This is a genomic window from Sphingobium xenophagum NBRC 107872, from assembly GCF_000367345.1.
In the GTDB taxonomy this organism is placed as follows: domain Bacteria; phylum Pseudomonadota; class Alphaproteobacteria; order Sphingomonadales; family Sphingomonadaceae; genus Sphingobium; species Sphingobium xenophagum.
On sequence record NZ_BARE01000010.1, the window covers coordinates 1 to 26,742 of the forward strand.

Sequence of the window (26,742 nt, forward strand, 5' to 3'; positions counted from 1 at the left end):
GGCGGAAGCCGGGATCCCGCTTCTTCTGTGGCTCGCGGAGAAAAGCGGGATGCCGGGTCAAGCCCGGCATGACGAGATGGTGGAGGTCAGGCCACTTCCGCCATCGCGCTCTGCGTGCTGGCGATCCAGCCGCCGCCCAGCACATGGTCGCCATTATAGAATACTGCCGCCTGTCCCGGCGCGACGCCATATTCGGGGGCGTCGAACAAGAGCTGACCGTCCACCAGACGCGCGGGGGTGGGCTTAGCCATCGACCGCACTTTCGCCGTCAGTGGCCCGGCAAAGTCGCGGCCCAGCCAGTTGATGTCGGTGAGGGTCGCGCCCGATACCGCCAGTGCGGCCTTTGGTCCCACGATCACGCGCTTGCCCGCCGCATCCAGGCGGATGACATAGAGCGGATCGGGCTGGCCACCAATCTCCAGCCCCTTGCGCTGGCCAACGGTGAAATGGATCATGCCCTTGTGCCGGCCCAGCACCCGGCCATCGACATGGACGATGTCGCCGCCTTTGTCCGCGTCGGGGCGCAGCTTGCGCACGATCTTGGCATAATCGCCGTCGGGGACGAAGCAGATGTCCTGGCTGTCGGGCTTCAAGGCTACGGCCAGCCCCAGTTCGGCGGCGATTTCGCGCACTTGGGGCTTGGGCAGGGCGCCCAAGGGAAAGCGCAGATAATCAAGCTGCGCCTGGGTGGTGGCGAAGAGGAAATAGCTCTGGTCGCGGGCGGGATCGGCGGCGCGGTGTAACTCTGCGCCCTGCGGCCCCTCCACCCGGCGGACATAATGGCCGGTGGCAAGGCAATCTGCCCCAAGGTCGCGCGCGATCTGGAACAGGTCAGTGAATTTCACCCCCATATTGCATTTGACGCAGGGGATGGGGGTACGCCCGGCCATATATTCGTCGGCAAAGTCGGCAATCACGGATTCGCGAAAGCGGCTTTCATAATCGAACACATAATGGGCGATGCCGATGCGGTCCGCCACGGCGCGCGCGTCGCGTATGTCCTGCCCGGCGCAGCAGCTTCCCGTGCGGCCGACCGCCGCGCCATGATCGTAAAGCTGGAGCGTGACGCCGATCACTTCCGCGCCGGTTTTGGCGGCGAGCGCGGCGACGACGGAGGAATCGACGCCGCCGGACATGGCCACGACGATGCGCCGCGCGTCAAACGGACCTGTCAACTGGAATTGGGCTAGCTGAAACTCTGGCTGCATGGCTGTGCCTATAGGGATGATGGGCGTCGGGTGCCAGTGTTTCAGCTTTGCGACGAAGCGAGCGCGCATTTACCGACCCTTATCCATTGCCGCGTAGAAGCAGCGTCATGGATTTGAGTTTTCTTAGGACAGGCGGGCTTACCCCCGCCCATGCCAGACCCCTTGGCCGCGGACGCGTGCCGGTCTGGCCGTTCCTGCGCGCCGCCTGTGCGGCACAGCAGGCGGCCAGCCCGACGGCGCTGGCGGTTGCGGGCGTCCTGCGGGGGCAGGATGGAACGGAAGACTGGATTCAGGAACTGGCGGGAATTTTCGCGCCACGTTCCAGCGGCATGATCGAGGCCGTTCGGCTTGCAGGAAGCTTTAATCCGCTGATCGCGAACCGTTTAGCTGTGGGGAAAGGATGATGAAGGTGGCGTTTACCTTGGCGCTTTAGCCGTTCTTCAGGGCTGAACATATATCAAGGTTTCGCTGCTGGATTTGACAACGCCAGCGCCGCTTTTGAGGGTAGTAATGATTGAAAACCAGAAAATACGACCAGCCCAGGTCGTCGGGCCGCTCGGAGAACCGCTGACGCTGGACAGCCTGCCGCCACCGGACACGACCCGATGGGTTGTGCGGCGCAAGGCCGAAGTCGTGTCGGCCGTCAACGGCGGGTTGCTGACCGTGGATGAAGCGTGCGCGCGCTATAATCTGACGCTGGAAGAATTTGCCGGCTGGCAGCGGGCGGTCGACCGGTCAGGCATGCATGGCCTGCGCGTGACGCGCATCCAATATTATAAATCCCTCTATGAACGGCAGCAGAAATATTAATCTGTCGCCCAGGCATCGCTGATGCAGCATGAAAAGGGGCCGCCGGACAGTATCCGGCGGCCCCTTTTGCGTGAGGGCCGGTCCTGAAACGTGCCCTTGCGCAGCCGCACCGATAGCGGCCGGGTGGCGCTGAAATGGTCGGCGCCGGCAAAACCGCCTGTAACGACGCGGGACGGGGATGGTTTCCCGCCCGGAATCATTTTTGGCTCATGGAACGCTCCGCCCCGTGCACCGTTAATCCCGCAGCACCCAACCCGCTGGGGGCGTGGTCAAGGAGAGTAACATGGGCATCATTATGTGGCTTATCGTCGGAGGCATTATCGGCTGGCTCGCCAGCATGATCATGCGGACCGACGCGCAGCAGGGCATCCTGCTCAATATCGTCGTCGGCGTCGTCGGTGCGTTCATCGGCGGCATGATTTTCAGCGGCGGTTCGATCAACAATGCCGGCCTGTCGCTTTACAGCTTCCTGGTGTCGCTGGTCGGCGCAGTCATCCTGCTGGCGATCGTCAATCTGGTCCGTCGCGGGTCGGTGCGCTAACCGCACCCCTGGAAAGACTGACCACCCAAAAGACCGTGCCCCAACCGGGCGCGGTCTTTTCATTATGTCCCGCCTATCGTCGCGCGGCGAACCAGCGATAGAGCGCCAGCACCGCGACCGATCCCAATATGGCGGCGATGAAACCCGCCCGCTCACCCGGCGCGTAGAAGCCCGCGAGTCGGCCGACGAAGCCCGCCAGCAGGGCACCGGCGATCCCCAGCAGGATCGTGACGATACAGCCGCCAGGATCGCGCCCCGGCATGATCAGCTTTGCGATTGCCCCCGCCAGCAGGCCGATGATGATCCAACCCAGCAAGTCCATGGCCCGCTCCTCCCTGTTGATCTTCGCGCCCACGCGCATAGCGCCATAATCGGGTGCTTTTGGCAAATGAATCCGCTGACGGGCGGAAATTGCAAATGATTGCGCTAACAATTCCACCTGCCCTTTCCACCGTTCCGGTTTATACAATCGCGCAATATCGCTTTGCCCTCCCCCTTTGACCCATGATATTGGGGGTTGAGGCCGGTGCTATATTGATATAATACAGTTGCTGGATGGCGAAGCGCCGGAGAGACAGAATCGCATGAATTACGAAACCCAGGTCACGGCCGACTCAGCGGTCGTCATCGACGATGAGGATGCGCGTGCGCGCAAGCGGCGGCTGTTGCTGGTCGCGGCGGTGGTCATCGTGGCGCTGGTCGGCGGTGCGGTATGGATTTCGACCAGGGGTGGCGGCGCCGCTGCGCCTGCGGTCACGGCACAGGTGCCCGTCGTCACCGTCAACAGCCCCGGCCAGTCGACCGTCGCGCGCACGGTGACCGCCACCGGATCGCTGGCCGCGCGGATCGACATGCCGGTCGGCGTCGTGGGTGAAGGCGGCATGGTCACCCGCGTATTGGTGCAGCCGGGCGACTGGGTTCGCGCCGGGCAGGTGCTGGCCGTGATCGAACGGTCGGTGCAGGCGCAGCAGGTCAATTCGCTCGCCGCGCAGGTCGATGTGGCCCGTGCCGACGCCAAGCTGGCGCAGGCGCAGCTGGATCGCGCCAAGGCGCTGGTCGGGCGCGGTTTCATCAGTGCAGCGGACATCGACCAGCGCACCGCGACGCGCGACGCGGCCGTGGCCCGCGTCAATGTCGCCGTCGCCCAGCTGGCCGAACAGCGCGCCCGCACCGGGCGGCTGGATATTCGCGCGCCCGCCAACGGCCTGGTGCTGACCCGCGCGGTCGAGCCGGGGCAGATTGTGGGCTCTGGCAGCGGCGTGCTGTTCCGCATGGCCAAGGATGGCGAGATGGAATTGCTGGCGCAGGTGGCCGAGGGCGACCTGGCGACGCTGCGTGCGGGCAACAGCGCCATTGTGACCCCCGTGGGTAGCAAGGACCAGTTTGCCGGACGGGTATGGCAGGTGTCGCCTGTGGTCGATCCGCAGACGCGGCAGGGCATCGCCCGCATCGCGCTCCCCTATCAGCCTGCGATCCGGCCGGGCGGCTTTGCGTCCGTCACGATCACCAGCGGATCGGGCAACGCGCCCTTGCTGCCGGAATCGGCGGTGCAGAGTGATCCCAAGGGCAATTATGTCTATGTCGTCAATGCCAAGAATGAAGTCGAACGGCGCAACGTGACCGTGGGTCAGGTGTCGGAGGCCGGCGTTGCCGTGACGAGCGGCATCACGGGCAATGAAAAGATCGTGACGTCGGCCGGCGCCTTCCTGACGCCGGGACAGAAGGTTAAACCGGAGCGCCTGAAGGCTTCGTAAGAATATTCGGCGGCCCGCATCGGGGCGGCTGTGCGACGGAATGAACGGACGGATTGCGTCCGGCGAAGGAAGCTGTAGCCCATGAATTTTCGCAATATATCGGCTTGGGCCATTCGCAATCCGGTGACGCCGCTCGTCATGTTCGCGGCGCTGTTGCTGGCTGGTCTGGTCAGCTTCAGCCGGATGGACATCAACAATAATCCCGATGTCAGCTTCCCGATGGTCAGTGTGGTCGTCAGCCAGCCCGGCGCGGCCCCGACCGAGCTGGAAACCCAGGTGACCCAGCGGGTCGAAGCGGCGGTGCGCGGCATCAGCGGGGTCGATGAAATCACGTCCTTCGTGTCCGAAGGCCGATCGCTCAGCAACATCCAGTTCGCGATCGGCACGCCTGTCGACCGGGCGGTCAACGACGTCAAGAACGCTGTCGATCAGATCCGCAGCGACTTGCCCGACGGCATATTGGAACCGCAGGTTACCCGCGTCGACATCGACGGCGGGCCGATCGCCTATTTCAGCGCCGAAGCGACCGACATGACGCTGGAGGAACTGTCCTGGTATGTCGACAATACGGTCGCAAAACGGTTGCGGTCGGTCAGCGGCATGGCGGCGGTCAACCGCGGCGGCGGGGTGAGCCGCGAAATCCGGGTCATTCTGGACCCGGCCAAATTGCAGGCGTTCGGCATCACCGCGGCGCAGGTGAACCAGCAGCTTAATCAGGTCAATCTGAACGCAGCGGGCGGGCGCACCGAAATCGCAGGCGCCGAACAGTCGATCCGCGTGCTGGGCAACGCCGCCAATGCGCGCGACCTGGGCGCGACGCAGATCGCCATCAGCGGCGGACGCACGGTCAAGCTGGCCGACATAGCCGATGTGCGCGACATGTATGCCGAACAGCGCAGCCTGTCGCTGATGAACGGGCGCCAGGTCACCAGCTTCAGCCTGGAAAAGGCCAAGGGATCGTCCGACGTCACTGTCTATGACGATGCGATGAAGGAGCTGGAAAAGCTGAAAAAGGAAAACCCCAAGGTTACCTACAAGCAGCTTTATACCAGCGTCGATTATACCAGAGAGCAATATCATAGCGCGATGGCCGCGATGATCGAGGGCGCGGTGCTGGCCGTTGTCGTCGTGTTCCTGTTCCTGCGCGATTGGCGCGCAACGATGATTTCGGCCCTGGCCATCCCGTTGTCCGCCATCCCGACCTTCTGGTTCATGGACATGATGGGCTTTACGCTGAACGGCATTTCCTTGCTGGCGCTCAGCCTGGTGGCCGGTGTGCTGGTCGACGATGCGATCGTGGAGATCGAGAATATCGTGCGGCATATGCGGATGGGCAAAAGCGCCTATCAGGCGTCCATCGATGCGGCTGACGAGATCGGCCTTGCCGTGTTGGCGACGACGATGGCGATCGTCGCGGTGTTCCTGCCCGTCGCCCTGATGCCGGGGATTTCCGGGCAGTTCTTCATCCAGTTCGGCATGACCGTGGTCGTATCGGTTCTCATGAGCCTGGCGGTCGCGCGCCTGATCACGCCGATGATCGCCGCCTATTTCCTCAAGGCCCATGGCGCGGAAAGCCATGGCGAGGGGTGGTTGATGGATCGCTATATGGCGGTGCTGCGCTGGTCGCTCGACGATCGCCGCGCCATCGCCCATCGGGCGCGCGGCGGCTGGCGTCGTTTCACCAGTGTTTTTCTGGATCACCGGATGTGGACGGTCGGCTTCGGCTTCCTGGCGTTCATCGCCACGATCGCCGCCTTCGCCACGCTGCCGATGACGTTCCAGCCGGTCATCAACACCGATTTCAGCCAGGTGAAGATCGAAACCGTGCCGGGCAGCACATTGGCGCAGACCACCGCCATCACGCGCAAGGTGGCCGATATGCTGGCCGCCGACAGCGATGTGGTGGAAGCTGCCTTTGCCGATATTGAAACCACCAGTGCCGACATATTCCTGACGCTGAAAAAGGATCGCCCCATCTCTTCGGTGGAGTGGGAACGCAAGGTTGCGCCCAAATTCCAGACGATTGCGGATGCGCGGGTGAATTTCCAGTCGCAGTCGGGCGGCGGCTTTGGTCGCGACATCATCCTGATGTTCGGCTCTGACGATCCGGTCAAGCTGGAGTCGGTGGCCAATCAACTGGTCGCGGAAATGTCCAAGATCCGCGAACTGCGCGCGCCGCGCGTGCAGGGCGACATGCAGCGCCCCGAAATCATCATCAAGCCGCGGCTGGACCTGGCCGCCAGCATGGGGGTGACCACTGCGGCGCTGAGCCAGACGATCCGTATCGCCACGATCGGCGAGATTGACCAGAACAGCGCGAAATTCTCTCTGTCGGACCGCCAGATTCCAATCCGCGTGTCGATCGCCGAGGATAGCCGCAAGGATTTCAGCACGATCGAAAATATGCCCGTACCCACCATCAATGGCGGATCGGTGCCGTTGAAGGTGGTCGCCGACATCAGCTTTGGCGCGGGACCGACGCAGATCCGTCGTTATAACCAGATCAGGCGCATCGTCGTGGGCGCCGATCTGGCGCCGGGCATCGTGACCAGCGAAGGCATGGCCAAGCTCAACGCTTTGCCGCTGATGAAGGCGATCAACGAAGGCCGCGTGCCGGGCGTGCAGAAGATCAATGCGGGTGACGCCAAGTGGCAGCTGGAAATGCTCCAGAATTTCGCCATCGCCGTGGTGTCGGGCATATTGCTGGTGCTGGCGGTGTTGGTGCTGCTCTACAAGCGGATCATGCCGCCCTTCGTCAATCTGGGGTCGCTGCTGCTTGCGCCCCTTGGCGGCGCGCTGGCGCTGCATGTCGCGGGGCAACCACTGTCGATGCCGGTGTTCATCGGCCTGCTGATGCTGCTGGGGATCGTGGCCAAAAACTCCATTCTCGTCATCGACTTCGCGCTGGAGGAGATGGAAAAGGGCGTGCCCAAGTTCGAGGCGATCATGGATGCAGGTCATAAGCGCGCCCAGCCGATCGTTATGACCACGGTGGCGATGGTCGCGGGCATGGTGCCCACGGCCCTGTCGCTGTCGGGCGACGGCGCCTGGCGCGCGCCGATGGGCATTACCGTGATCGGCGGGCTGATCCTGTCCACCGTGCTGACGCTGGTGATCGTCCCTGCGACCTTCAGCCTGGCGATCGCGATCGAAAGCTGGGTCGGGCCGCGCCTGGGTCGGGGGCTGCTGACCTACAAGCCGGGCGACGACAAGGAGACGCCGGGGCACGTGCAACCGGCGGAATGACGCGCGCGGTGCCCTTCCCAAAAGAACGCTTTGCCTGAACGAAACGGCGGCGTAACCGTTGGGGAGCCATGAAGCTGCTCCGCGTCCCCAGGTCCATCGGCGAAAGCCAGCCCAATCCCGCGCGACGGATGCGGCTGCTGGCGACGGGCATGTTGCTGGCGATGGCGGCGTTGTTCATCGCCGCGCGCAGCACTGTGCATCTGCACCCGGCCATCGGCTTCGTGCAGGCCTTTGCCGAAGCGGCGATGGTCGGTGGCCTGGCCGACTGGTTCGCGGTCACGGCCCTGTTCCGCCATCCGCTGGGCCTGCCCATTCCGCATACCGCGATCATTCCGCGCAACAAGGACCGGATCGGCGATACGCTGGCCCTGTTCCTGCGCGACAATTTCCTGACGCCTGCCGTGGTCGCCCGGCGCATGCGCGGCATGGATGTGGCAGCAGCGGCGGGGCGCTTCCTGGCCAGCCCGTCGGCGGGCGACGGGCGGCTGCGCGAGGGTGCATCGCGCCTGATCGCCGACATGCTGGAGGCGCTGGACCAGGAACGGCTGGGCGGCATGGTCAAAGGCGCGATCGGCCAGCGGCTGCGCGGCATCAATGTCGGCCCGCTGGTGGGGCAGGCGATCGAGGCGGCGATGCGCGACGGTCGCCATGCGCCGGTGATGGACGGTATCATCCATTGGGCCGATCGCACGCTGGAAGCGAACGACCATCTGATCCGCCAGATGGTGCATGACAAGGCGGGCAAGCTGTTGCGATGGACGGGGCTGGACGAAAATCTGGCCAATGCGATCATCGACGGGCTGCGCAAGATGCTGGCGGAAATGGCCGCCGATCCGGGGCACAGCCTGCGCTTGAAGGCCGAAGAGGGGATGGCGAAACTCGCTTTCGACATCCAGTTCGACATCGAGATGCAGGCGAAGGCGGCGCAGATCCGCGACGAGATTCTCGACAATCCGGCGATGCAGCGCTGGATCGACGGATTGTGGGAACAGGCGCGCGGCGGCCTGCTGCGTGCGGTGCGCGATCCGGGCAAGGCGATGGCCGGGCGGCTGGGCGAGGCGCTGCGCCAATTGGGTGGTACGTTGCAGGAGGATGCGCGGCTGCGCCATGTCATCAACCGCTTTGTCCGGCGCGCGGCGGTGGGGGCGACCGCGACCTATGGCGACGCCATCGTCCGGCTGGTGAGCGACACGGTGCGTGGCTGGGACGCGGGCACCATCACCAACCGGCTGGAGGGCGCGGTGGGCCGCGACCTGCAATATATCCGCATCAACGGCACGCTGGTCGGCGGGCTGGTGGGTCTGGTTATCCACACTGTCGACACGCTGTTCTGAACGCGCTGATCCGGCCCCCATGTATCGCTAAAAATCATGTTGCATCATATCATTGGAACATGATGTAATATGTCACGCACCGTTCAAAAGCGGACGGGCGGGAGAGGAGTCGGGCAATGCGTTTGAGCATCATGCAGGCAGCTATCGGACATAGGCATATAGCAGGCGGAGGCGACAAGCCGGCACCGTCGCGCTATCGCGGCGGTACCGGATCATCGGTTGGCATTGGCGGCGCGATCGCCGTTCACGCGCTGGTGATCGGGGCGTGGCTGCTGATCCCCAAAGAGGTGATCGATACGGTGATCACGCGCCCGTTCGAGACCTATGCCGTGCCGGAGGAGAAAGCGCCGCCGCCAGAGCCGGTCGAAACGACGATCGAGCAGCCGATCAGGACTCGCCCGACCCAGCAGCAGCCGACAACTGCCGACCCGATCGTGACTGGGGCGCAGGGCGATCCGGTCGTGATCGGCAGCGCCGGGACAGGGGAGGGGATTGATCCTGGTCCCACCATCATCCTGCCGCCTGCCGATCCGCCCCGCGCGCCGGTGCTGGTCGACGCGGGTATCGATCCGCGCGCGCTGCCCCAGTTCCAGCCCGATTATCCCGGCGCCATGATCCGTCAGGGGCTGGAAGGATCGGTGACGGTGCGGGTGACGATCAATGCCGAAGGGCGCGTGACCGACATTGCGCGGGTTTCGGCAACGGACGAGAGCTTCTGGCTCGCGACCCAGCGCCATGCGCTGCGCAAATGGCGCTTCCGCCCCGCCACGCGGGACGGCGTGCCGGTGGCGACGACGAAGACAATGACCGTGCGCTTCACATTGACGGACCGATAGATTTTTTTGCGCCCCGCCCGCCAGCGGGAGGGGTTGGGGGAAGCGCGACGGCAATTGCCGTGCCTTCCCCCTTTTGCATCCGGGCGCGGCCTGCACTATATGGGCGACATGGCGATTTTTCCCCGTCCCGTTTCCCCCAAGAGCGCGCTAGGCGATCTGTGGGGCTATTTCCGGCAGCCGCGCCAGCATAAATGGCCGCTGCTGGGGGTTTCCATGGCGTTCACCTGGGTCATCGTGTGGGCTTTCATCACCGATGCCAACACCAACACCATGCCGACGCGCAACAAGATCATCTATTTTCAGAGCTGGGACGCGAATCGCAGCGATGCCGCGATCATCCTGCAACAGAAAATGGACCTGGCCCGGCGCGACGCCATCCTGCAGAAAAAGCAGGTGGAGATGCAGAAGATTGCCGATGCGTTCGGCATCGACTGGCGCGCTGACGAGGCCCGCAACACCGCGCGGCGCAAGGAAGCGGTCAAGCAGATCAACGCCATGCTCGACCAGCGACTGGTGAAGGCAGAGGCGGAGGTCCAGCCAAAGCCTTCATCCGAACCGGAAGTCGCCAAGCCCTGAGCCAGACGTCGACGTCCGCCGCCGACCGGCGCTACATGGCCGCCGCCATCGCCTTGTCGGGGCGCGGGCGTGGCCTTTCCACCCCCAATCCCAATGTCGGCTGCCTGATCGTCCGGCAGGATCGGGTCGTGGGGCGGGGCTGGACCCAGAAGGGGGGGCGACCCCATGCCGAGGCGCAAGCGCTGGCGCAGGCGATGGAGCAAGCCCATGGCGCGACCGCCTATGTGACTCTGGAGCCCTGTTTTCATCTGTCCCCGCGCGGGCCGCGCTGCGCCGACCTGCTGGCGCGCGCAGGCGTCGCGCGGGTGGTGATCGCGCTGCGCGATCCCGATCCGCGCACCGATGGGCAGGGTGCGGCCTGGCTGCGCGAACGTGGTGTGACGGTCGAGATGGGGCTGATGGCGGCGCAAGCGGCGCGCGCGATGGCGGGCTTCGTCCTGCGCCAGACGCGCGGGCGGCCGCATGTGACGCTGAAACTGGGCCTGTCGCTCGATGGGCGGATCGCGTTGGCGGATGGGTCCAGCCGCTGGATCACCGGGCCTGACGCGCGCGCTCACGCCCATGTCGAACGCGCCCGGCATGATGCGATCGTGGTCGGCGGCGGCACGTTGCGCGCCGATGCGCCGGGGCTGGACGTGCGGCTGGCGGGGCTGGAAGATCGCTCGCCGCGCCGGGTGCTGCTGAGCCGTAGCGGCGCGCCTGTCGGCTGGGAGCGGATCGGCGCGCCCGAAGAGATAGCGGCGCTCGATCGGGTCGATCATCTGCTGGTCGAGGGCGGTGCGGAAACGGCGGCGGCCTTTTTGCGGGCGGGGCTGGTCGACCGGTTGCTGCTGTATCGCGCGCCGATCCTGATCGGTGCGGGGCTGGCGGGAATCGGCGACATCGGCCTTGCGGACCTGGCCCACGCGCATGGCCGCTGGCGACTGACCGACGAACGGCGGCTGGGCGTTGATCGTCTGGAGGTTTACGAGGCGGTGGCGAGCGCTTAGAGGAACGACCAACTCATCCCGTTCGGGCTGAGCGGGGCTTCGACTTCGCTCAGGGTGAACGGACAATTGGATTTCGACCTATGTTCACCGGCATCATCACCGACATCGGCACCATCCGCCAGGCGGAACAGCGCGGCGACCTGCGGCTGGTGATCGGCAGCGCCTATGACATGGAGTCGGTGGCGATCGGCGCATCGATCGCCTGTTCGGGTGCATGCCTGACCGTGGTGGAAAAGGGCGCGGACTGGTTCGCGGTCGACCTGTCGGCCGAAACGGTCGCGCGCACCGCGCCGGGCCTGTGGGTCGAGGGCGGTCGGCTGAACCTGGAGCGCGCGCTCAAGGTCGGGGACGAACTGGGCGGGCATATCGTCACCGGGCATGTCGATGGCGTGGGTCATCTGGTGTCGGCCACGTCCGAAGGCGATTCGACCCGGCTGGTCATTGCCGCGCCCTCCACGCTGGCCGCAGCGCTGGCGGCCAAGGGGTCGATCACGCTCGACGGCATTTCGCTGACGGTGAATAATGTCGAGGATCAGGCGGATGGCAGCGTGCATTTCGGCCTGAACATCATTCCGCACACCGCCGCTGAAACGACGCTGGATGCGCTGTCGCAGGGGCGTGCGTTCAATCTGGAGATTGACGTGCTGGCCCGTTATCTCGACCGGATGATGAGCCTTCGCACGCGCACAATGTGATTGCCTCTTGAAATAATCACATTGCAATGTGATATGCGGATCATCCCGGCGTTCGGGAAGGAGTCCGCTGCCATGTCCTCTACCCTGATTGATACCGTCCGCAGCCTCGTCACCGATGGTGGCATGTCGCGATCCGGGCTGGCCCGCGCCGCTGGTCTGCACGCCAATTCGCTGCGCAAGCTGGGCGAGGGGGACTGGAACCCGACCGCCGATACGCTGGGCAAGCTGGAAGCCTATCTGTTGAAGCGCGAGGGCGGGACCGCGCTCGCGTCGCCGGAAGAAATCATCAACGAAGCGCGCAATGGCCGCATGTTCATTCTGGTCGATGACGAGGATCGCGAAAATGAGGGCGATCTGGTGATCCCGGCGCAGATGGCGACGCCCGACGCGATCAATTTCATGGCCACCCACGGGCGCGGCCTGATCTGCCTGGCGCTGAGCAAGGCGCGGGTCGATGAGCTGGGCCTGAGCCTGATGAGCCGCAACAATGGCACCCGCCATGAAACCGCCTTCACCGTGTCTATCGAGGCGCGCGAGGGGGTGACGACCGGGATCAGCGCAGCCGACCGCGCGCGCACCATCTCCGTCGCGATCGACGGGTCGAAGGGCCGGGGCGACATCGTGACGCCGGGCCATGTCTTTCCGCTGGTGGCCAAGGATGGCGGCGTGCTGGTGCGTACGGGCCATACCGAAGCGGCGGTGGATGTCGCGCGGCTGGCGGGCCTGAACCCGTCCGGCGTCATTTGCGAGGTGATGAAGGACGACGGCACGATGGCGCGCCTGGACGATCTGATCCCCTTTGCCGCCAGGCACAAGATGAAGATCGGCACGATCCGTGACCTGATCGCCTATCGCCGCCGCCACGACCATATCGTCGAACGTCGCGCCGAAACCACGTTCCAGAGCCAGTGGGGCGGCGACTGGAAGGCGATAAGCTTCTACAACAAGGCGACGCGGACCGAGCAACTGGTTTTGCAGAAGGGCCATGTCGACCCGGACACGCCAACGCTGGTGCGGATGCACCAATTTTCGCCACTGACCGATACGTTCGGCAAGCAAGGTTCGCGCGCTGGCCTGCTGCAACGGTCGATGGAGATTATCAGCGCGGAAGGGGCGGGCATCATCGTCCTGCTGCATGGCGACGAACCCGACATACTGACCCGCATGCTCCAGCAAAATGCCGGAATTGCCGTCGGCGATATGGACGAATTGCGCAACTATGGCGCGGGCGCGCAGATATTGGCCGAACTGGGCGTGCATGACATGGTCCTGCTGACCAACAGCCATCGCAGCCTGATCGCGCTTGACGGCTATGACCTGGCCGTGGTTGGGCAGCGTCCGATCGAGCTGTAAAGGATTTATCATGGCCAAGTTCCTGATCGTCGAAGCCCGCTTCTACGACCATCTCAACGACCTGCTGATCGAAGGCGCGAAGGCTGCGCTGGACGATGCAGGGCATAAATATGAGGTGGTGACGGTGCCGGGCGCGCTGGAAATCCCCGGCGCGATCGCGCTGGCGGCGGAAAGCGGCCGCTATGACGGCTTCATCGCCATCGGCGTCGTGATCCGCGGCGAAACCTATCATTTCGAGGTGGTGTCGAACGAAAGCGCGCGCGGCCTGATGGCGCTTAGCATGGATGCGATCGCGATCGGCAACGGCATATTGACGGTCGAGAATGAAGCGCAGGCGCTGACCCGCGCCAAGCGGACCGAAAAGGACAAGGGCGGCGAGGCGGCGAAGGCGGCCATCGCCATGCTGGCCCTGCGCGAGCGCTTCGGGGCCTAGGCTGTTTGCGCCCCCGCAAGCGGGGGGCGCAATGACAGAGCAGATGGACCATGGCCCCGGAAGGCCGGGAAACACCCGTCGTCCCCCATGGGGCGACGGGTTCTTTTCGATCAGGCAGTGGCCCGTTGCTGCTCCAGAGCGGGATAATTGGTATAGCCATCCTCGCCCGGACCATACCAGGTTTCCATCCCCTTGATCGGGTTCAGCGGCGCGTCGCTTTCCAGCCGCTCCACCAAATCGGGGTTGGCCATGAACGGGCGACCGAAACTGATCGCGTCGGCAAGGCCGCTGTCCAGATCCGCTTGCGCCCGTGTCTTGTCATAATCGCTGTTCAGGATCAGCGGCCCCTTGAAATGCTGACGGATCAGCGGCGACTGGCGCGGCACGTCGGTTGCGCCGAACGTGCCTTTCTCCCCCGGTTCGCGCAGTTCGAGCGACGCGATGCCGATCGCGTTCAGGACTTCGGCGGCATGGGCGAAAAGCGGGCCGGGATTGCTGTCATTGACGCCCTGACTGTCGCCATTGGGCGACAGGCGCACCGACACCTTGTCCGCGCCGATCGCGTCGACCACCGCCTGTGTGACTTCCGCCAGCAAGCGCACGCGGTTTTCGATGCTGCCGCCATATTGATCGGTGCGGAAATTGGCATTGTCGCGCAGGAACTGGTCGATCAGATAGCCGTTGGCGGCGTGGATCTGCACACCGTCGAAACCGGCGCGGATCGCGTTGCGCGCGGCGGTGACATAGGTGTCGATCAGGCCGGGAATTTCCTCAAGCGTCAATGGACGGGCCGTTTCGAACGGCGCTTTGCCCTCGTAAGTATGGGCCTCTCCCGCCGTAGCGGTGGCGCTGGAAGACACCGGCTGTTCGCCCGTGACGCTGCTATGGACCTGCCGCCCCATATGCCACAGCTGGACGATGATCCGCCCGCCCGCGTCATGCACCGCCTGCGTGACCGGCTGCCAGGCTGCGACCTGTTCGTCCGACCAGATGCCCGGCGCATAGGGCCAGCCCAGACCCTGGCGGGAAATGCCCGTCGCTTCGCTGATGATCAGCCCAGCGCCCGCGCGCTGGCGATAATAGTCAACCATGATAGGGGTCGGCACATGATCGCGAGTCGCGCGGCCACGCGTCAGCGGCGCCATGACGACGCGGTTGGGTGCGCCAATGGCGCCGATCTGGACGGACTCGAAGAGCTTGGACATGAAAATTCCCTTTATAAAAGTTGCAAATTGCAACGGGACGTAAAGCTGAAAGCCAGCTAGGGAGCCGCGATGGTCAGTTCAACCCCCAGTGCCCGTGCAGGCATGCCCAAATTTGCATTTCCCGCGCTGATACTGGCCAATCTCATCCTGCCACTCGGCCCGGTGCTGGTGCGGATGGCCGATGTGGGGCCGGTAGCGGCGGCATTCTGGCGGTTGACGCTGGCCCTGCCATTTCTCCTGATCCTCGCCCTGCCGCGGTTGCGCCGCACGATGCCGACGATTCGCGAATGGTCGGCGCTGATCTGGTCGGGGCTTTTCTTCGCAGCGGATCTGGCGGCGTGGCATATCGGCATTCTCTACACCAAAGTCACCAACGCCACCATATTCGGCAATATGAGCGGTCTGATGCTGCCGATATGGGGGATGGTCGTGTTGCGCCAGCGGCCCAGGGCCATGCAGGCGATCGCCCTCACCCTGGCGACGGCAGGTGCGGCGGTGATGATGGGGGGGCAGCTATGAACTTTCGCCGCGTTACCTTCATGGCGATCTGCTCTGCCTGCTCGCCGGGGCGACCTATACCGGCTATCTGCTGATCGTGCAGCGGGCGCGGGTGCGGCTCGACAGTTGGTCGGTGCTGGCCATGTCGACCCTGTTCAGCATCCCGCCGCTGCTGCTCTGCGCGCTGTGGCTGGGCGAACGGATCATGCCGGGCGACTGGACCCCGCTGGTGGTGCTGGCGCTCAGCAGCCAGCTGGTTGGGCAGGGGCTGCTGACCTATGCGATCAGCTGGTTCACGCCGCTGGTGCTGGGCCTGAGCCTGCTTTTGCAACCGGCCGTGTCGGCGGTGCTGGGCTGGGTGTTGTTTGGCGAATGGCTGAGCGTCACCGATATGGTGGGGACGATGGCAGTCGCCGCCGCGCTGGTGCTTGTGCGCTTGCCCTCGCGCGCCTAGATTGGTGGCATGAGCGACGATATTGCCGACATGACCCTCGATGAAATCCGTGTCCTGCTGGCGCCCGTACTGGCGCGCCATGCGGCCTTTGACGGGTGGCGCAAGGAAGCGGTCGCGATGGCTGCGGCGGAAAAGGGCGTGGACGCGGATATTGCCGCGCTGGCCTTTGCCGACGGCCCGGTCGACATGATCGACGCCTGGTTCGCCAGCATCGATGCGCGGATGCTGGACGCTTTGCCAGCCGACACGCTTGACGCGCTGTCGATCCGGCGCAGGATCATCGCGCTGGTGGAGGCGCGGCTGGACCTGCTGGCGCCCGACCGCGAAGCGTTGCGCCGCGCCATCGCCATCCTTGCCCTGCCCACTAATGCGGCGCGCGCGACCCGGCTGGGCTGGCGCGCGGCCGATGTCATGTGGCGCGCGGCGGGCGACACTGCCACGGACCTTGCCCATTATACCAAGCGGATGACATTGGCCGGGGTCTATGCCGCCACGTTGCTGGTGTTCGTGGACGACGAAAGCGAGGCCCATGCCGACAGCCGTGCTTTCCTGGCCCGGCGGATCGAAGGCGTGATGCGGTTCGAAAAGCTGAAGGCGCAGGTCAAGGGCGTGGGCGGCGGCGAGCGGCTCAGCCTGGCGCGCTTCATCGGGCGACTGCGCTATCCGGCGGTGTGATCTGTCGCGCTGGCGAACATTTCCTTCTGGCCTTTCCTAATCGGTATTGATAGTCACTCGCAGCAACTGACCTGTGAGTATCCATTCCGTGCGTCTGACCGAACTGCCCCTGCGCCAGCCCGCCTATGTTGACCTGATCGACTGGTCCGCGCTTTCCGCGTCGGAAGGCCAGCGTCTGCGCGAGTTTGGCCTGTGCGAAGGCGCGAGCGTAGAGGCGTTGCACCATGGCGGCCTGTGGGGCAAGGGGCCGATCGCCTGCAAGGTGGGTCGCATGACCATCGCCATGCGTCGCAATCACGCCGCCGCCGTCACTGTCCGCACTGGACCGGACGCTGCGCCATGAGCGTGCTGCCGCTCGTTGCGCTGGTCGGCAACCCCAATGCGGGTAAGAGCGCGCTGTTCAACGCCCTTACCGGCGCGCGGCAGAAGCTGGGCAATTATCCGGGCGTCACGGTGGAGCGCAAGGCGGGGCGGCTGGCTCTGGCCGATGGTCGTCCGGTCGAACTGGTCGACCTGCCCGGTACATACAGCCTGAATGCCGCCAGCCCGGACGAACAAGTCACGCGCGACGTGGTGATGGGACGGCAGGCGGGGGAAAGGCAGCCGGACGCGCTGGTGATCGTGGTCGATGCGTCCAACCTCGACAATCACTTGCGTTTCGCGCTGGAGCTGATCGCCCTTGGTCTGCCGACCATCGTCGCGCTCAACATGGTGGACCTTGCCACGCGCGACGGGCTGGAACTGGACGCTGCCGTCCTGTCGCGCGAACTGGGCGTGCCGGTGATCGCCACCGTGGCGGTGCGCAAGCGGGGGCTTGATCATCTGCGTGAGGAGCTTGGTGGCCTGCTGGGCAGCGTCGCGCCCGAAGCCAAAGCGCCGCTGCCGGAGCGCGATTTCGATGCGGTGCGCGATGAGGCACGGCGGATCGCCCGCGCCGCCATCGTGCGCGAAACCCCTTCGCGCCGTCTGACCGCTGCGGTCGATCGGGTGGCGCTGCACCCTCTGTTCGGGCTGTTGCTGTTGCTCGGCCTGCTGTTCGTCATGTTCCAGGCGGTCTATGCCTGGTCCGAAGCGCCGATCGCCATGATCGAGGGACTGGCCGAGGCCGCCGCCAACAGCGTGCGCGATGCGCTGCCCGATGGAATGCTGCGGTCCTTCCTGGTCGATGGCGTCATCAACGGCGTGGGATCGGTGGTGGTGTTCCTGCCGCAGATCCTGATCCTCTTCTTCTTCATCCTGATGCTGGAGGCGACCGGCTATATGGTCCGCGCCGCCTTCCTGATGGATGGGCTGATGGCCAGGGTCGGCCTGTCGGGGCGCGCGTTCATTCCTTTGCTCTCCTCCTTCGCCTGCGCCATTCCCGGCATCATGGCGACGCGGACGATCGCTGATCCCAAGGACCGCCTCACCACCATCCTGATCGCGCCGCTGATGACCTGTTCGGCGCGGCTGCCGGTCTATGCCGTCATCATCGGCGCCTTCATCCCAGCGCGGGACGTGCTGCCGGGCGTGGGGCTTCAGGGGTTCGTCCTTTTTTGCCTCTATATCTCAGGCATTATCGGCGCGATGCTGGTGGCGCTGATCCTGCGCATGACCGTGACCAAGGGGGCGAGCGGCGGCTTCCTGATGGAAATGCCCAAATATCAATGGCCCCGGCCGCAGGACATAGTGCTGGGCCTGTGGCAGCGCGCGGTCATCTTCCTGAAGCGCGCGGGCACGATCATCTTCACGTCCACCGTGATATTGTGGCTGCTGCTGTCCTACCCCAAGCCGCCCGAAGGCAGCGCGGTCAGCCAGGTCGATTATTCGATTGCCGGGCGGATCGCCGGCGGGCTCAATGTCATATTGGAGCCGATCGGCTTCAACCGCGACATTTCCCTCGCCCTCATCCCGGCGATGGCCGCGCGCGAAGTCGCGGTGTCGGCGCTGGCCACCGTCTATTCTATCGACGCTGGCGATGACGAGGCGCTGCTGGAGCGCAGCCTTGGCGATCGGCTGAAGGACCAGTGGCCGCTCCCGACCGCGCTGGCGTTCCTGGCCTGGTTCATCTTCGCGCCGCAATGCATATCGACCATCGCCGTGACGCGGCGGGAAACGAACGGCTGGAAATGGCCGCTGTTCATGGTCGGATACCTGTTCGTGCTGGCTTATGTCGCCGCGGGCCTGACCTACTGGACCGCGACCGCAGCAGGACTATAAGGGCCGCTTTAAGGCTTTCGGAGGAATCATGGCAGGCTCGGTCAACAAGGTCATTCTGGTCGGCAATCTGGGTGCCGACCCGGAGGTCAAGAGCTTCCAGAATGGCGGCAAGATATGCAATTTGCGCATCGCTACGTCCGAAAACTGGAAGGATCGCAACACCGGCGAGCGCAAGGAGCGCACCGAATGGCACAGCGTCGTGATCGGCGGCGAAGGGCTGGTCGGCGTGGCCGAGCGTTTCCTGCGCAAAGGCTCCAAAATCTATATCGAAGGCCAGCTGCGTACCCGCAAATGGCAGGACCAGAACGGCAATGACCGCTATTCGACCGAAGTGATGGTACAGGGGCCAGGGGCCGTGCTCACCATGCTGGATGGCGCGCCCGGTGGTGGCGGCCAGGGCGGTGGTGGCCGATCGCAGCAGGGCGTCAGCGATTGGGGCGCGTCGTCGGGCGGCTATGACGATTTTGGCGGCGGCAATAGTGGCGGCGGCTTTGGCGGTCGCTCGTCGAGCGGCGGTCGCGGCAGCGCAGGCAGCCCCAATTTCGACAATGATCTGGACGACGAAGTGCCGTTCTGATCGGCTTCTGTCCGCAAGAAAGAATCCAGTCCAATGCAGGTTCTTTTGACCGGATCTTCAGGATGGCTGGGGCGCTTTCTGGCGCCCCTGCTGCGCAGGGCGGGCCATGATGTCACTGGCCTGGACGTGGCGTCCGGCACCGATACCGACATCGTCGGGTCGGTCGCCGATCGCGCCCTGATCGACCGGGTCTTTGCCGAACGCGGCATCGAGGCAGTGATTCACGGTGCCGCGCTGCACAAGCCGGACATCATCCGCTATCCGACCCAGCGCTTTGTCGATGTCAATGTAACCGGCACGCTCAACCTGCTGGAGGCAGCGGTTGCAGCTGGGCATGATCGTTTCGTCATGACCTCCACCACGTCGCTGATGATTGACCAGCGCATCCGCGACGAAGCCGGGGACGCGGCGATCTGGCTGGATGAAAGTGCCGGGCCGCTGGCGCCGCGCAACATCTACGGCGTGACCAAGCTGGCGGCGGAGGGTCTGTGCCGCATCCACCACCTGACACATGGCATCGGCTGCGTCATCCTGCGTACCGGGCGTTTCTTTCCCGAAGATGATGACACCCATCAGCTGCTGTCCGGCCCGAACATGAAGGCCAACGAACTGCTGCATCGCCGCCTGACGGTGGAGGACGCGGCACGCGCGCATCTGATGGCACTGGAACAGGCGCCGGCCCTGGGCTGCGAAACATTCATCCTGTCCGCGCCGACGCCCTTTTCGCGCGACGAGGTGCGGGGGTTGAAGCAGGACGCGCCTGCGGTCATTGCACGCCATTTTCCCGATGCGGCCAGCCTCTATGCCCGACAGGGCTGGAACCTGCCGCGAAGCATCGGCCGCGTCTATGACGCCAGCCGCGCCGAACGGATCATGGGCTTTCGCTGCGAAACGGATTTCGGGTCTGTGCTGGCGGCGCTGCGCGAAGGGACCGATATGCCCTTCGCGCATGACGCCAACTATGTATCGCCGCAGGTACAGTCCTTAGCGGACTGATTTCGACATTCGCATGCCACCCGGTATCCAACGATGTCGAACGTCAGAACAGGACGACTAAGCCGCCGTCGCCACGCTGTCGATGCCCAGTTCGGTGAGCGCAAATCCCCGGATATGGTCGCGCAGATCTTCGCGCTCCAGAGCCAGTGCAAGATTGGCCTCGACATAGCCGGCCTTTGACCCGCAATCGAAGCGGCGGCCGTCAAATGTCACGCCATGGAAAGGCTGCTTGCCGATCAACGCTGCCATCGCGTCGGTCAGCTGGATTTCCCCGCCAGCGCCCTTTTCCTGCGTTTCCAATATCTTCATGACATCGGGTTGCAGGATATAGCGGCCCGGCAGGATCAGGTTGGACGGTGCGGTCCCGGCGGCGGGCTTTTCGACCAGCCCCTTCACCTCCGTCAGCACGCCATCGCGCGCGCCCGGATCGATCACGCCATAGCTGGGCGTCTGCTCCATGGGGATTTCCAGCGCGCAGACCAGATTGCCGCCGACCTTTTCATAGGCGTCGACCATCTGCTTCATGCAACCATTGCCCGGCGCGCCCTTCATGAATTCGTCGGGCAGCAGGATGGCGAACGGTTCGTCACCGATAATGTCGCGCGCGCACCAGATGGCATGGCCAAGGCCCAGCGATTCCTGCTGACGCAGGAACACCGCATTGCCCGGCGCGAGCCGCGTTCCTTCCAGCGCGGACAGATCCTTGCCGCGTTCGCGCTGCAAGGTTTCGCATTCGAAGGCCATGTCGAAATAATCTTCGATCGCGCCCTTGCCGCGCCCGGTGACGAAGATCATCTGCTCGATCCCGGCCTCGCGCGCTTCATCCACGGCATATTGGAGCAGCGGGCGGTCGACCACCGGCAGCAATTCCTTGGGCACCGCCTTGGTCGCGGGCAAAAAGCGCGTGCCCAGTCCCGCGACAGGAAAAACAGCTTTGCGAATCGGCTTGTTCAAGTTGGACTCCCCTTAACCCCAAGGCCCCCACGGCCCGACATGATTTGCCGCACATGCGAAAAAGGTCAAGCACAGGGGCGGAATTTCCCGTGTGCGCTGCACCCTATACTGCCAGCAGCCGGTTAGCGATCGTTTCCAGATCGCTTATTTCGTGATCTAATTGCTCAAATGTGACGAATTGGTGGATATTGCGATGGTCGCGGCAAATAAAGCCGCCTGGCTCCGGCTGGTGAAAGCCCTGGATGATGAGCGCGCGGAACCGGTCGATCCGCTGGATGTCGCGCTCGATGGCGGCGATTTCGGTCAGCGCGCTGGCGTTGCGCCGGTCGCGCATCGCCACCATCGTGCGCAATTCGGTCATCAGCTTGGCCATGGACGGGCGGGTGCGCGCGCCCACGGTACGAACGTCGCCCATCTTTTCGCGCATCAGACCGATCTTGGTTTCCAGGCTTTGTTCCAGCATCGTCCAGGCGCATACCAGTCGCCCGACCGCGCATAGCAGCGCCGCATCCTCCGGCGCATAATCCGACACTGTTTTTCCACTCACGTCTGCAACCAAATGTACGCCCACGCCCCATTCTCCTTATTCATCCCTGTCCTGCGCAGACGGAGACGGATAGGCCAGAGCAGCAGGCGCCATCGCTCGTGGCGGTGGCACGGAACATCGGAAATTGTGCAATATTGGCGGCGAGCCGATTGGCCTATCGCTTAGAAATCAATCGCTAAGCCTTTGCGTTCCCAATCGCCGTAGCGAACCGGGCTTAACTCTTCCTGAGGCTGAGGCGGGTTGTCGATCGGGTCCGGCTGCGGCACGGGCGGGCTTTTGGACAGGTGGGCGGGCGGCTGCACATGCGCGGGGCGCTTGCCATTATAATGTCCCATGAAGCCGCCTTTCGATTGCGGAGCGCTACGGCAGCGCCCTGTGTCAGTGCCTTCATTTGGGCGAGCGCCGATCCAAGCGCAAGGGCGGGGTGGCATGGCGAACCTATCTTATCCGTCCAAAATCGCCTAGGCGCTGCCCCATGGCTCAATCTTCCCGCCCCGCTGACGTCCCCGGCCTGCCCGCGCGTCGTTCCGCCCTCAAACTGCTCGATGCCGTGTTGCGGCGCGGCGACCCGCTGGAGATCGCGCTGCATGGCGCCTGCCAGGGACTGGCCGACCGCGCGGACCGGGCGCTGGTCCATGCCATTGCTGCTGAAGTGCTGCGCCACCTGCCCGATCTCGACGCGCTGATCGACGGCGCGACACGCCTGCCGCTGCCCGATGATGCCAAGGCGCGCATGGTGCTGCGCATCGCACTGGTGCAGGTGCTGGTGCTGGGCACCGCCCCGCACGCCGCGATCGCCACGGCGCTGCCGCTGGTCGATGGCGGGCCGCGCAAGCTGGTCCATGGCGTGTTCGGCACGGTGACGCGCAGCGCGCCGGTGCTGCCCGATCCGCCGACCCTGCCCGCCGCCGTCGCCGATCGCTGGGCCGCCCAATGGGGCAGCGCGATGGTGGAGGCAGCCGCGCGCGCCTATGCCATCCGCCCGCCTGTGGACGTGAGCCTGCGCGATCCGGCCGCCACCGCCGAATGGACCGCGCAACTGGGCGGCGTCAGCCTGGCCCCCGGCCATGTCCGCCTGCCCGACGGGGCCAATATTCCCGATCTGCCTGGCTTTGCCGATGGCGCGTGGTGGGTGCAGGATGTTGCCGCATCCTGCCCGGCACGTCTGTTGGGTGCCGGGGAAGGGCGTCATGTGCTGGATCTGTGCGCAGCCCCCGGCGGCAAGACGATGCAACTGGCGGCGGCCGGATGGCGCGTGACCGCGATCGACCAGTCGAAAAAGCGGCTGGAGCGGCTGACCGAAAACCTGATCCGCACCGGCCTGCCCGCCGATGTCGTGCAGGCCGACCTGCGCCAGTGGCAGCCGGACCAGCCGGTCGACGCCATATTGCTCGACGCGCCCTGCACCGCGACCGGCATCTATCGCCGTCATCCTGACGTGCTGCACCGTATCGGCCCGCGCCAGATTGCCGAGCTGGCGGAGTTGCAGGGCGCGTTGCTCGCCCGCGCCGCCGACTGGTTGAAGCCTGGCGGGGTGCTGCTCTACGCCACCTGCTCGCTGGAACAGGCGGAAGGGGAGGAACAGATCGCCCGATTGCTGGCCGCCCGCCCGGACTTTGCGCTGGTGCCGGCGCAGGCTGGCGAATTGCCCGACGGCATGATCCCCACGTCGCAAGGCTGGCTACGCACGCTGCCCGACACATTGGCGACCCAGGGCGGCGCGGACGGATTTTTTATCGCGCGCCTTGCAAAAGCAACGAACTAAGCCTTAACCATGGAGCGCTTAGGATGACCATTCCCTGTCTGGAAGGTGCGCCGTGCGTCCGATCGAACCCTTGCCTTTGCACCATAGCTGGCCGCTCTACGACCTGCACGAACATCTCGCCCCGGTGATGCTGGACCCATCGCTGGCGCGCAACGATGCGGCGCTGGCGGAACGGGGGCTGGGCCTTTGGCATTGCGACCTGACCGATGACAGCCTGACCTGGACGGCCGGCGTCTATGATATTTTCGGGCTGGAGCGGCATATTCCCGTGCCACGCGCCCTGTCCGTATCGCTCTATGCCCCGGATTCGCGCGAGGCGATGGAGCGGCTGCGCACCTATGCCATTCGCCACAAGCGGGGCTTTACGCTGGATGTCGACATTCATCAGGCCGACGGGATTGGGGCGTGCGCCATGCGGTTGATCGCCGCGCCGGTACTGGACGATGGGCAGGAGGTGATCGGCCTGCACGGCGTCAAACAGATGCTGCCGCGCGGTACCACCCCTTCGCACCGGCTAGATCCAACGATTTTCGTTATGTTATAGCGGCTTGGGCGCGTTCCTTGCGCCGCATCCAAATCACCCGTTGCCCTTGGACCGAGGCATAGCTAAGGCGAACGGTTAATGACACCCTCGATCCTGATCTCGCCCTCCATCCTCTCTGCCGACTTCGCCCGTCTGGGCGAGGAAGTCCGCGCGATTGACGAAGCGGGCTGCGACTGGGTCCATATCGACGTGATGGATGGCCATTTCGTGCCGAACATCACGATCGGCCCGGCAGTGGTCAAGGCGTTGCGACCGCACACGAAAAAGACGTTCGACGTCCATCTGATGATCTCTCCGGTCGATCAGTATCTCGACGCTTTTGCGCAGGCGGGCGCGGACATATTGACCGTCCATCCCGAAGCGGGGCCGCACATCCACCGCTCGATCCAGTATATCAAGTCGCTGGGCGTTCAGGCTGGTGTGGTGCTGAACCCCGGTACGCCCGCCAAGATGCTCGATTATCTGATTGACGATGTCGACCTGATCCTGGTCATGAGCGTCAATCCCGGTTTTGGCGGGCAGAGCTTCATCGAGAACCAGCTGCGCAAGATCGAAGCCTGTCGCAAGATGATCGACAAGAGCGGGCGCGACATACGGTTGCAGGTCGATGGCGGCATTGATTTCACCACCGCGCCCAAGGCGATCGCCGCCGGGGCCGACGTGCTGGTCGCGGGCACCGCGACATTCCGCGGCGGGCCATCGGCCTATGCCGACAATATACGGAAGCTGCGGGGCGGGTGAACGAGGTCCGGCGCATGTCCGCCCGCAAGGTGCCCGAACCCGCCGCTCCGGAAAGCAGCGACGACGGCATCGAACAGGGCAAGCGTCTCATCCGCGTCGCGGATGACAAGGGGCTGTCGCTGGCGCAGAAGATCGCCAATCATTTCTATCTGCTCAGCTGGAAAACGCCGATCCACGGCCGCAAGCTGCGCGGCAAATATCCGCTCAAGCTGCTTGCCGTTCCCGATGACGAATTGCCCGGCGACACGCGCGCGGGGCAGGCGATCCGCGCGGGCTATTTCCTGTTTCGCGGCAAGAAGCAGATTATCGACACGCTCGATTTCGCGCGGCTGGACCTTGATCCCGCCTTTGCCGATTATCTGCATAGTTTCCGCTGGCTGCGCGATCTGGCGAGCGTCGCCAGTCGCGAACAGGCCGCGCCGATCGCCGAAAATGTCATGCGCAAATGGCTGGCCGTGCATGCCGAAACGCCCAGCGAACAGGCCTGGCGCGCGGACAATGCAGGCTGGCGGCTCTTCTTCTGGACTGCCCATGCGCCGCTGATCCTGTCGTCTAGCGATCTGGTCTATCGTTCGCTGGTCCTCAACTGCATCGCCCGCACCGCGCGGCATCTGGACCGTATCGCCGACAAGGCGCCCATGGGCCTGCCGCGCATCGTCGGCTGGAGCGCGATCGTCGCCGCTTCCATGCTGATGCCTGGCGGCGCGGCGCGCAAATTGTTCGGCGAAGCGGGCCTGAAACGCGCGATCGACAGCGGATTCTACCCCGATGGCGGCATCGTTTCCCGGTCACCGCTGGCGCAGGTAGAGGCGGTGATGGCGCTGTCCATGCTGCGCACGGTCTATGACGTACGGCGCGAAACGGCTCCCGGCTTCCTCTATGACGGGCTGAACCGCATCGTCCCCGCCTTGCTGGGTCTGACCCATGGCGATGGCGGCCTTGGCAACTGGCAGGGCGCGGGCGCGATCGACCCTGCGATCGTCAATGCTGTCATCGCGGCCAGCCGGGTGCGCGCCCGGCCGCTGCGGCAGGCGCGGGACTGGGGTTATCAGCGGATCGCGGCGGGCGCGAGCGTGGTCCAGATCGACGCCGCGCCGCCGCCGGTCGCGCGGCTGGCCGACGCAGGCTGCGCCTCGACCGGCGCGATCGAAATCAGCGATGGCCCCCATCGCCTGATCGTCAATTGCGGCGGCGCGGGACTTGAGGGGGCATGGATACCCCGCGATCTGGCGCAGGGGCTGCGCACGACCGCCGCGCACAGCACGCTGGTGCTGGACGATTGCAACAGCACCGCGCTGATGCCCGACGGCACGCTGGGGCGCGGCGTTACCGAAGTGGAACTGAACCGGCAGGAACTGGACAATGGCAGCCGGGTCGACCTGTCCCATGACGGCTATGTCCGCCGCATCGGCTATGTCCACCGCCGCCTGCTGCTGGTCAGCGGCGATGGCAAGGAAATCCGCGGCGAGGATATGCTGACCCCGGCGCAGCGTCGTCGCAAGCCCGCCAAACTCCCGGCCGTTTTGCGTTTTCACTTGGCGCCGGGCGTCGAACCGACGCTGACCGCGGACAATCAGGGCGCGCTGCTGCGCATCGATATGGGCGCGTTGTGGCAGTTCCGCACCGGCACCGGCATATTGACCGTCGAGGACAGCCTGTGGGTCGATGGCGACGGCAGGCCGCATCCGACCAAGCAGATGGTGGTGACCAGCGAGGCGCTGCCCGGCGGATCGAGCATCGGGTGGCTGTTCAAGCGGGTTGGGTGAGGCCTCGGCCTTGATCGGCTTTCGCCGTCATCGCCTTCCAGGGCTG

29 protein-coding genes are annotated in these 26,742 nt (G+C 64.8%); 23 read left to right on the forward strand and 6 right to left on the reverse strand.

From position 1 onward, the window contains the following. Nucleotides 1–86: 86 nt before the first annotated feature. On the reverse strand, nucleotides 87–1,208 hold the full coding sequence (gene mnmA, locus SX1_RS05375; protein WP_019052237.1) for a tRNA 2-thiouridine(34) synthase MnmA: 1,122 nt from the start codon (nucleotides 1,206–1,208) through the stop codon (nucleotides 87–89). A 107-nt stretch (nucleotides 1,209–1,315) separates the two neighbouring features. Between mnmA and SX1_RS05380 the strand changes: the two genes are divergently transcribed. From SX1_RS05380 to SX1_RS05395, 3 genes are all read left to right on the forward strand, one after another. Next, entirely contained in the window at nucleotides 1,316–1,612 is a 297-nt protein-coding gene (locus SX1_RS05380; protein WP_026002608.1) for a hypothetical protein, read from the forward strand. 106 nt (nucleotides 1,613–1,718) lie between these two features. Next, on the forward strand, nucleotides 1,719–2,018 hold the full coding sequence (sciP, locus tag SX1_RS05385) for a CtrA inhibitor SciP (RefSeq protein WP_006952381.1): 300 nt from the start codon (nucleotides 1,719–1,721) through the stop codon (nucleotides 2,016–2,018). Between the two features lie 283 nt (nucleotides 2,019–2,301). After that, the gene (locus tag SX1_RS05395; protein ID WP_017184327.1) at nucleotides 2,302–2,559 is read left to right on the forward strand and encodes a GlsB/YeaQ/YmgE family stress response membrane protein; all 258 of its coding nucleotides are present in this window, start codon (nucleotides 2,302–2,304) and stop codon (nucleotides 2,557–2,559) included. 73 nt (nucleotides 2,560–2,632) lie between these two features. On the opposite strand, the gene SX1_RS05400 is transcribed toward SX1_RS05395, so the two are convergent. Next, nucleotides 2,633–2,881 carry a GlsB/YeaQ/YmgE family stress response membrane protein gene (locus tag SX1_RS05400; RefSeq protein ID WP_026002607.1) on the reverse strand — a complete coding sequence of 83 codons (249 nt, stop codon included), beginning with the start codon at nucleotides 2,879–2,881 and terminating at the stop codon, nucleotides 2,633–2,635. A 262-nt stretch (nucleotides 2,882–3,143) separates the two neighbouring features. On the opposite strand from SX1_RS05400, the gene SX1_RS05405 reads away from it, so the two are divergent. The 9 genes from SX1_RS05405 (at nucleotide 3,144) to ribH (ending at nucleotide 13,775) form a co-directional block, all read left to right on the forward strand. Further along, the gene (locus SX1_RS05405; RefSeq protein ID WP_026149531.1) at nucleotides 3,144–4,313 is read left to right on the forward strand and encodes an efflux RND transporter periplasmic adaptor subunit; all 1,170 of its coding nucleotides are present in this window, start codon (nucleotides 3,144–3,146) and stop codon (nucleotides 4,311–4,313) included. Nucleotides 4,314–4,394: 81 nt separating this feature from the next. Further along, on the forward strand, nucleotides 4,395–7,559 hold the full coding sequence (locus SX1_RS05410; RefSeq protein ID WP_019052241.1) for an efflux RND transporter permease subunit: 3,165 nt from the start codon (nucleotides 4,395–4,397) through the stop codon (nucleotides 7,557–7,559). Between the two features lie 68 nt (nucleotides 7,560–7,627). Further along, a complete protein-coding gene (locus tag SX1_RS05415) occupies nucleotides 7,628–8,893 on the forward strand; it encodes a DUF445 domain-containing protein (RefSeq protein WP_019052242.1) in 1,266 nt (421 codons plus the stop codon). A gap of 116 nt (nucleotides 8,894–9,009) precedes the next feature. Further along, a complete protein-coding gene (locus SX1_RS05420) occupies nucleotides 9,010–9,729 on the forward strand; it encodes an energy transducer TonB (RefSeq protein WP_019052243.1) in 720 nt (239 codons plus the stop codon). Between the two features lie 99 nt (nucleotides 9,730–9,828). Further along, nucleotides 9,829–10,305 carry a hypothetical protein gene (locus tag SX1_RS05425; protein ID WP_017184321.1) on the forward strand — a complete coding sequence of 159 codons (477 nt, stop codon included), beginning with the start codon at nucleotides 9,829–9,831 and terminating at the stop codon, nucleotides 10,303–10,305. A gap of 35 nt (nucleotides 10,306–10,340) precedes the next feature. Beyond that, nucleotides 10,341–11,294, forward strand: a complete 954-nt coding sequence (gene ribD / locus SX1_RS05430; RefSeq protein WP_019052244.1) for a bifunctional diaminohydroxyphosphoribosylaminopyrimidine deaminase/5-amino-6-(5-phosphoribosylamino)uracil reductase RibD — start codon at nucleotides 10,341–10,343, stop codon at nucleotides 11,292–11,294. 80 nt (nucleotides 11,295–11,374) lie between these two features. Beyond that, nucleotides 11,375–11,989: a riboflavin synthase gene (locus SX1_RS05435; protein ID WP_019052245.1), complete on the forward strand. Its 615-nt coding sequence runs from the start codon at nucleotides 11,375–11,377 to the stop codon at nucleotides 11,987–11,989. 72 nt (nucleotides 11,990–12,061) lie between these two features. Continuing rightward, nucleotides 12,062–13,342 (forward strand): 3,4-dihydroxy-2-butanone-4-phosphate synthase, encoded by a 1,281-nt coding sequence (ribB, locus tag SX1_RS05440; RefSeq protein WP_026002606.1) that lies wholly within the window; start codon nucleotides 12,062–12,064, stop codon nucleotides 13,340–13,342. Nucleotides 13,343–13,352: 10 nt separating this feature from the next. Beyond that, complete coding sequence (gene ribH / locus SX1_RS05445; protein WP_017184317.1) at nucleotides 13,353–13,775, forward strand: 6,7-dimethyl-8-ribityllumazine synthase; 423 nt, start codon at nucleotides 13,353–13,355, stop codon at nucleotides 13,773–13,775. Nucleotides 13,776–13,885: 110 nt separating this feature from the next. On the opposite strand, the gene SX1_RS05450 is transcribed toward ribH, so the two are convergent. Continuing rightward, entirely contained in the window at nucleotides 13,886–14,980 is a 1,095-nt protein-coding gene (locus SX1_RS05450) for an alkene reductase (protein WP_019052246.1), read from the reverse strand. A 69-nt stretch (nucleotides 14,981–15,049) separates the two neighbouring features. Here SX1_RS05450 and SX1_RS24760 point away from each other — a divergent pair, with 69 nt between their 5' ends. From SX1_RS24760 to SX1_RS05480, 7 genes are all read left to right on the forward strand, one after another. After that, nucleotides 15,050–15,499 (forward strand): EamA family transporter, encoded by a 450-nt coding sequence (locus SX1_RS24760; protein ID WP_255209704.1) that lies wholly within the window; start codon nucleotides 15,050–15,052, stop codon nucleotides 15,497–15,499. 76 nt (nucleotides 15,500–15,575) lie between these two features. Next, nucleotides 15,576–15,932, forward strand: a complete 357-nt coding sequence (locus SX1_RS24765) for an EamA family transporter (RefSeq protein WP_255209705.1) — start codon at nucleotides 15,576–15,578, stop codon at nucleotides 15,930–15,932. A 9-nt stretch (nucleotides 15,933–15,941) separates the two neighbouring features. Then, a complete protein-coding gene (locus tag SX1_RS05460) occupies nucleotides 15,942–16,607 on the forward strand; it encodes a COQ9 family protein (protein ID WP_019052247.1) in 666 nt (221 codons plus the stop codon). A gap of 88 nt (nucleotides 16,608–16,695) precedes the next feature. Then, nucleotides 16,696–16,950, forward strand: a complete 255-nt coding sequence (locus SX1_RS05465) for a FeoA family protein (RefSeq protein ID WP_017184313.1) — start codon at nucleotides 16,696–16,698, stop codon at nucleotides 16,948–16,950. Then, a complete protein-coding gene (gene feoB, locus SX1_RS05470; protein ID WP_019052248.1) occupies nucleotides 16,947–18,806 on the forward strand; it encodes a ferrous iron transporter B in 1,860 nt (619 codons plus the stop codon). Before SX1_RS05465 ends, feoB begins: the two co-directional genes overlap by 4 nt. A 28-nt stretch (nucleotides 18,807–18,834) precedes the next feature. Continuing rightward, complete coding sequence (ssb, locus tag SX1_RS05475) at nucleotides 18,835–19,383, forward strand: single-stranded DNA-binding protein (protein WP_017184311.1); 549 nt, start codon at nucleotides 18,835–18,837, stop codon at nucleotides 19,381–19,383. 33 nt (nucleotides 19,384–19,416) lie between these two features. Next, nucleotides 19,417–20,379, forward strand: a complete 963-nt coding sequence (locus SX1_RS05480) for an NAD-dependent epimerase/dehydratase family protein (protein WP_019052249.1) — start codon at nucleotides 19,417–19,419, stop codon at nucleotides 20,377–20,379. A gap of 57 nt (nucleotides 20,380–20,436) precedes the next feature. Here SX1_RS05480 and SX1_RS05485 read toward each other — a convergent pair whose 3' ends face one another. From SX1_RS05485 to SX1_RS23720, 3 genes are all read right to left on the reverse strand, one after another. After that, nucleotides 20,437–21,333, reverse strand: coding sequence for a UTP--glucose-1-phosphate uridylyltransferase (locus SX1_RS05485; RefSeq protein ID WP_019052250.1), 897 nt, complete (start codon nucleotides 21,331–21,333; stop codon nucleotides 20,437–20,439). A gap of 103 nt (nucleotides 21,334–21,436) precedes the next feature. Continuing rightward, complete coding sequence (locus tag SX1_RS05490) at nucleotides 21,437–21,865, reverse strand: hypothetical protein (RefSeq protein ID WP_017184308.1); 429 nt, start codon at nucleotides 21,863–21,865, stop codon at nucleotides 21,437–21,439. A gap of 176 nt (nucleotides 21,866–22,041) precedes the next feature. Further along, a complete protein-coding gene (locus SX1_RS23720) occupies nucleotides 22,042–22,215 on the reverse strand; it encodes a DUF1674 domain-containing protein (RefSeq protein ID WP_019052251.1) in 174 nt (57 codons plus the stop codon). A 140-nt stretch (nucleotides 22,216–22,355) separates the two neighbouring features. On the opposite strand from SX1_RS23720, the gene SX1_RS05500 reads away from it, so the two are divergent. The 4 genes from SX1_RS05500 to SX1_RS05515 all read left to right on the forward strand — a co-directional run bounded on the left by SX1_RS05500 (nucleotide 22,356) and on the right by SX1_RS05515 (nucleotide 26,696). Then, entirely contained in the window at nucleotides 22,356–23,645 is a 1,290-nt protein-coding gene (locus tag SX1_RS05500) for an RsmB/NOP family class I SAM-dependent RNA methyltransferase (protein WP_019052252.1), read from the forward strand. A 52-nt stretch (nucleotides 23,646–23,697) separates the two neighbouring features. Further along, entirely contained in the window at nucleotides 23,698–24,189 is a 492-nt protein-coding gene (locus SX1_RS05505; protein WP_019052253.1) for a hypothetical protein, read from the forward strand. 78 nt (nucleotides 24,190–24,267) lie between these two features. Further along, the gene (gene rpe / locus SX1_RS05510) at nucleotides 24,268–24,930 is read left to right on the forward strand and encodes a ribulose-phosphate 3-epimerase (protein WP_019052254.1); all 663 of its coding nucleotides are present in this window, start codon (nucleotides 24,268–24,270) and stop codon (nucleotides 24,928–24,930) included. 14 nt (nucleotides 24,931–24,944) lie between these two features. Beyond that, nucleotides 24,945–26,696, forward strand: coding sequence for a heparinase II/III family protein (locus SX1_RS05515; protein ID WP_043145346.1), 1,752 nt, complete (start codon nucleotides 24,945–24,947; stop codon nucleotides 26,694–26,696). Nucleotides 26,697–26,742 lie beyond the last annotated feature (46 nt).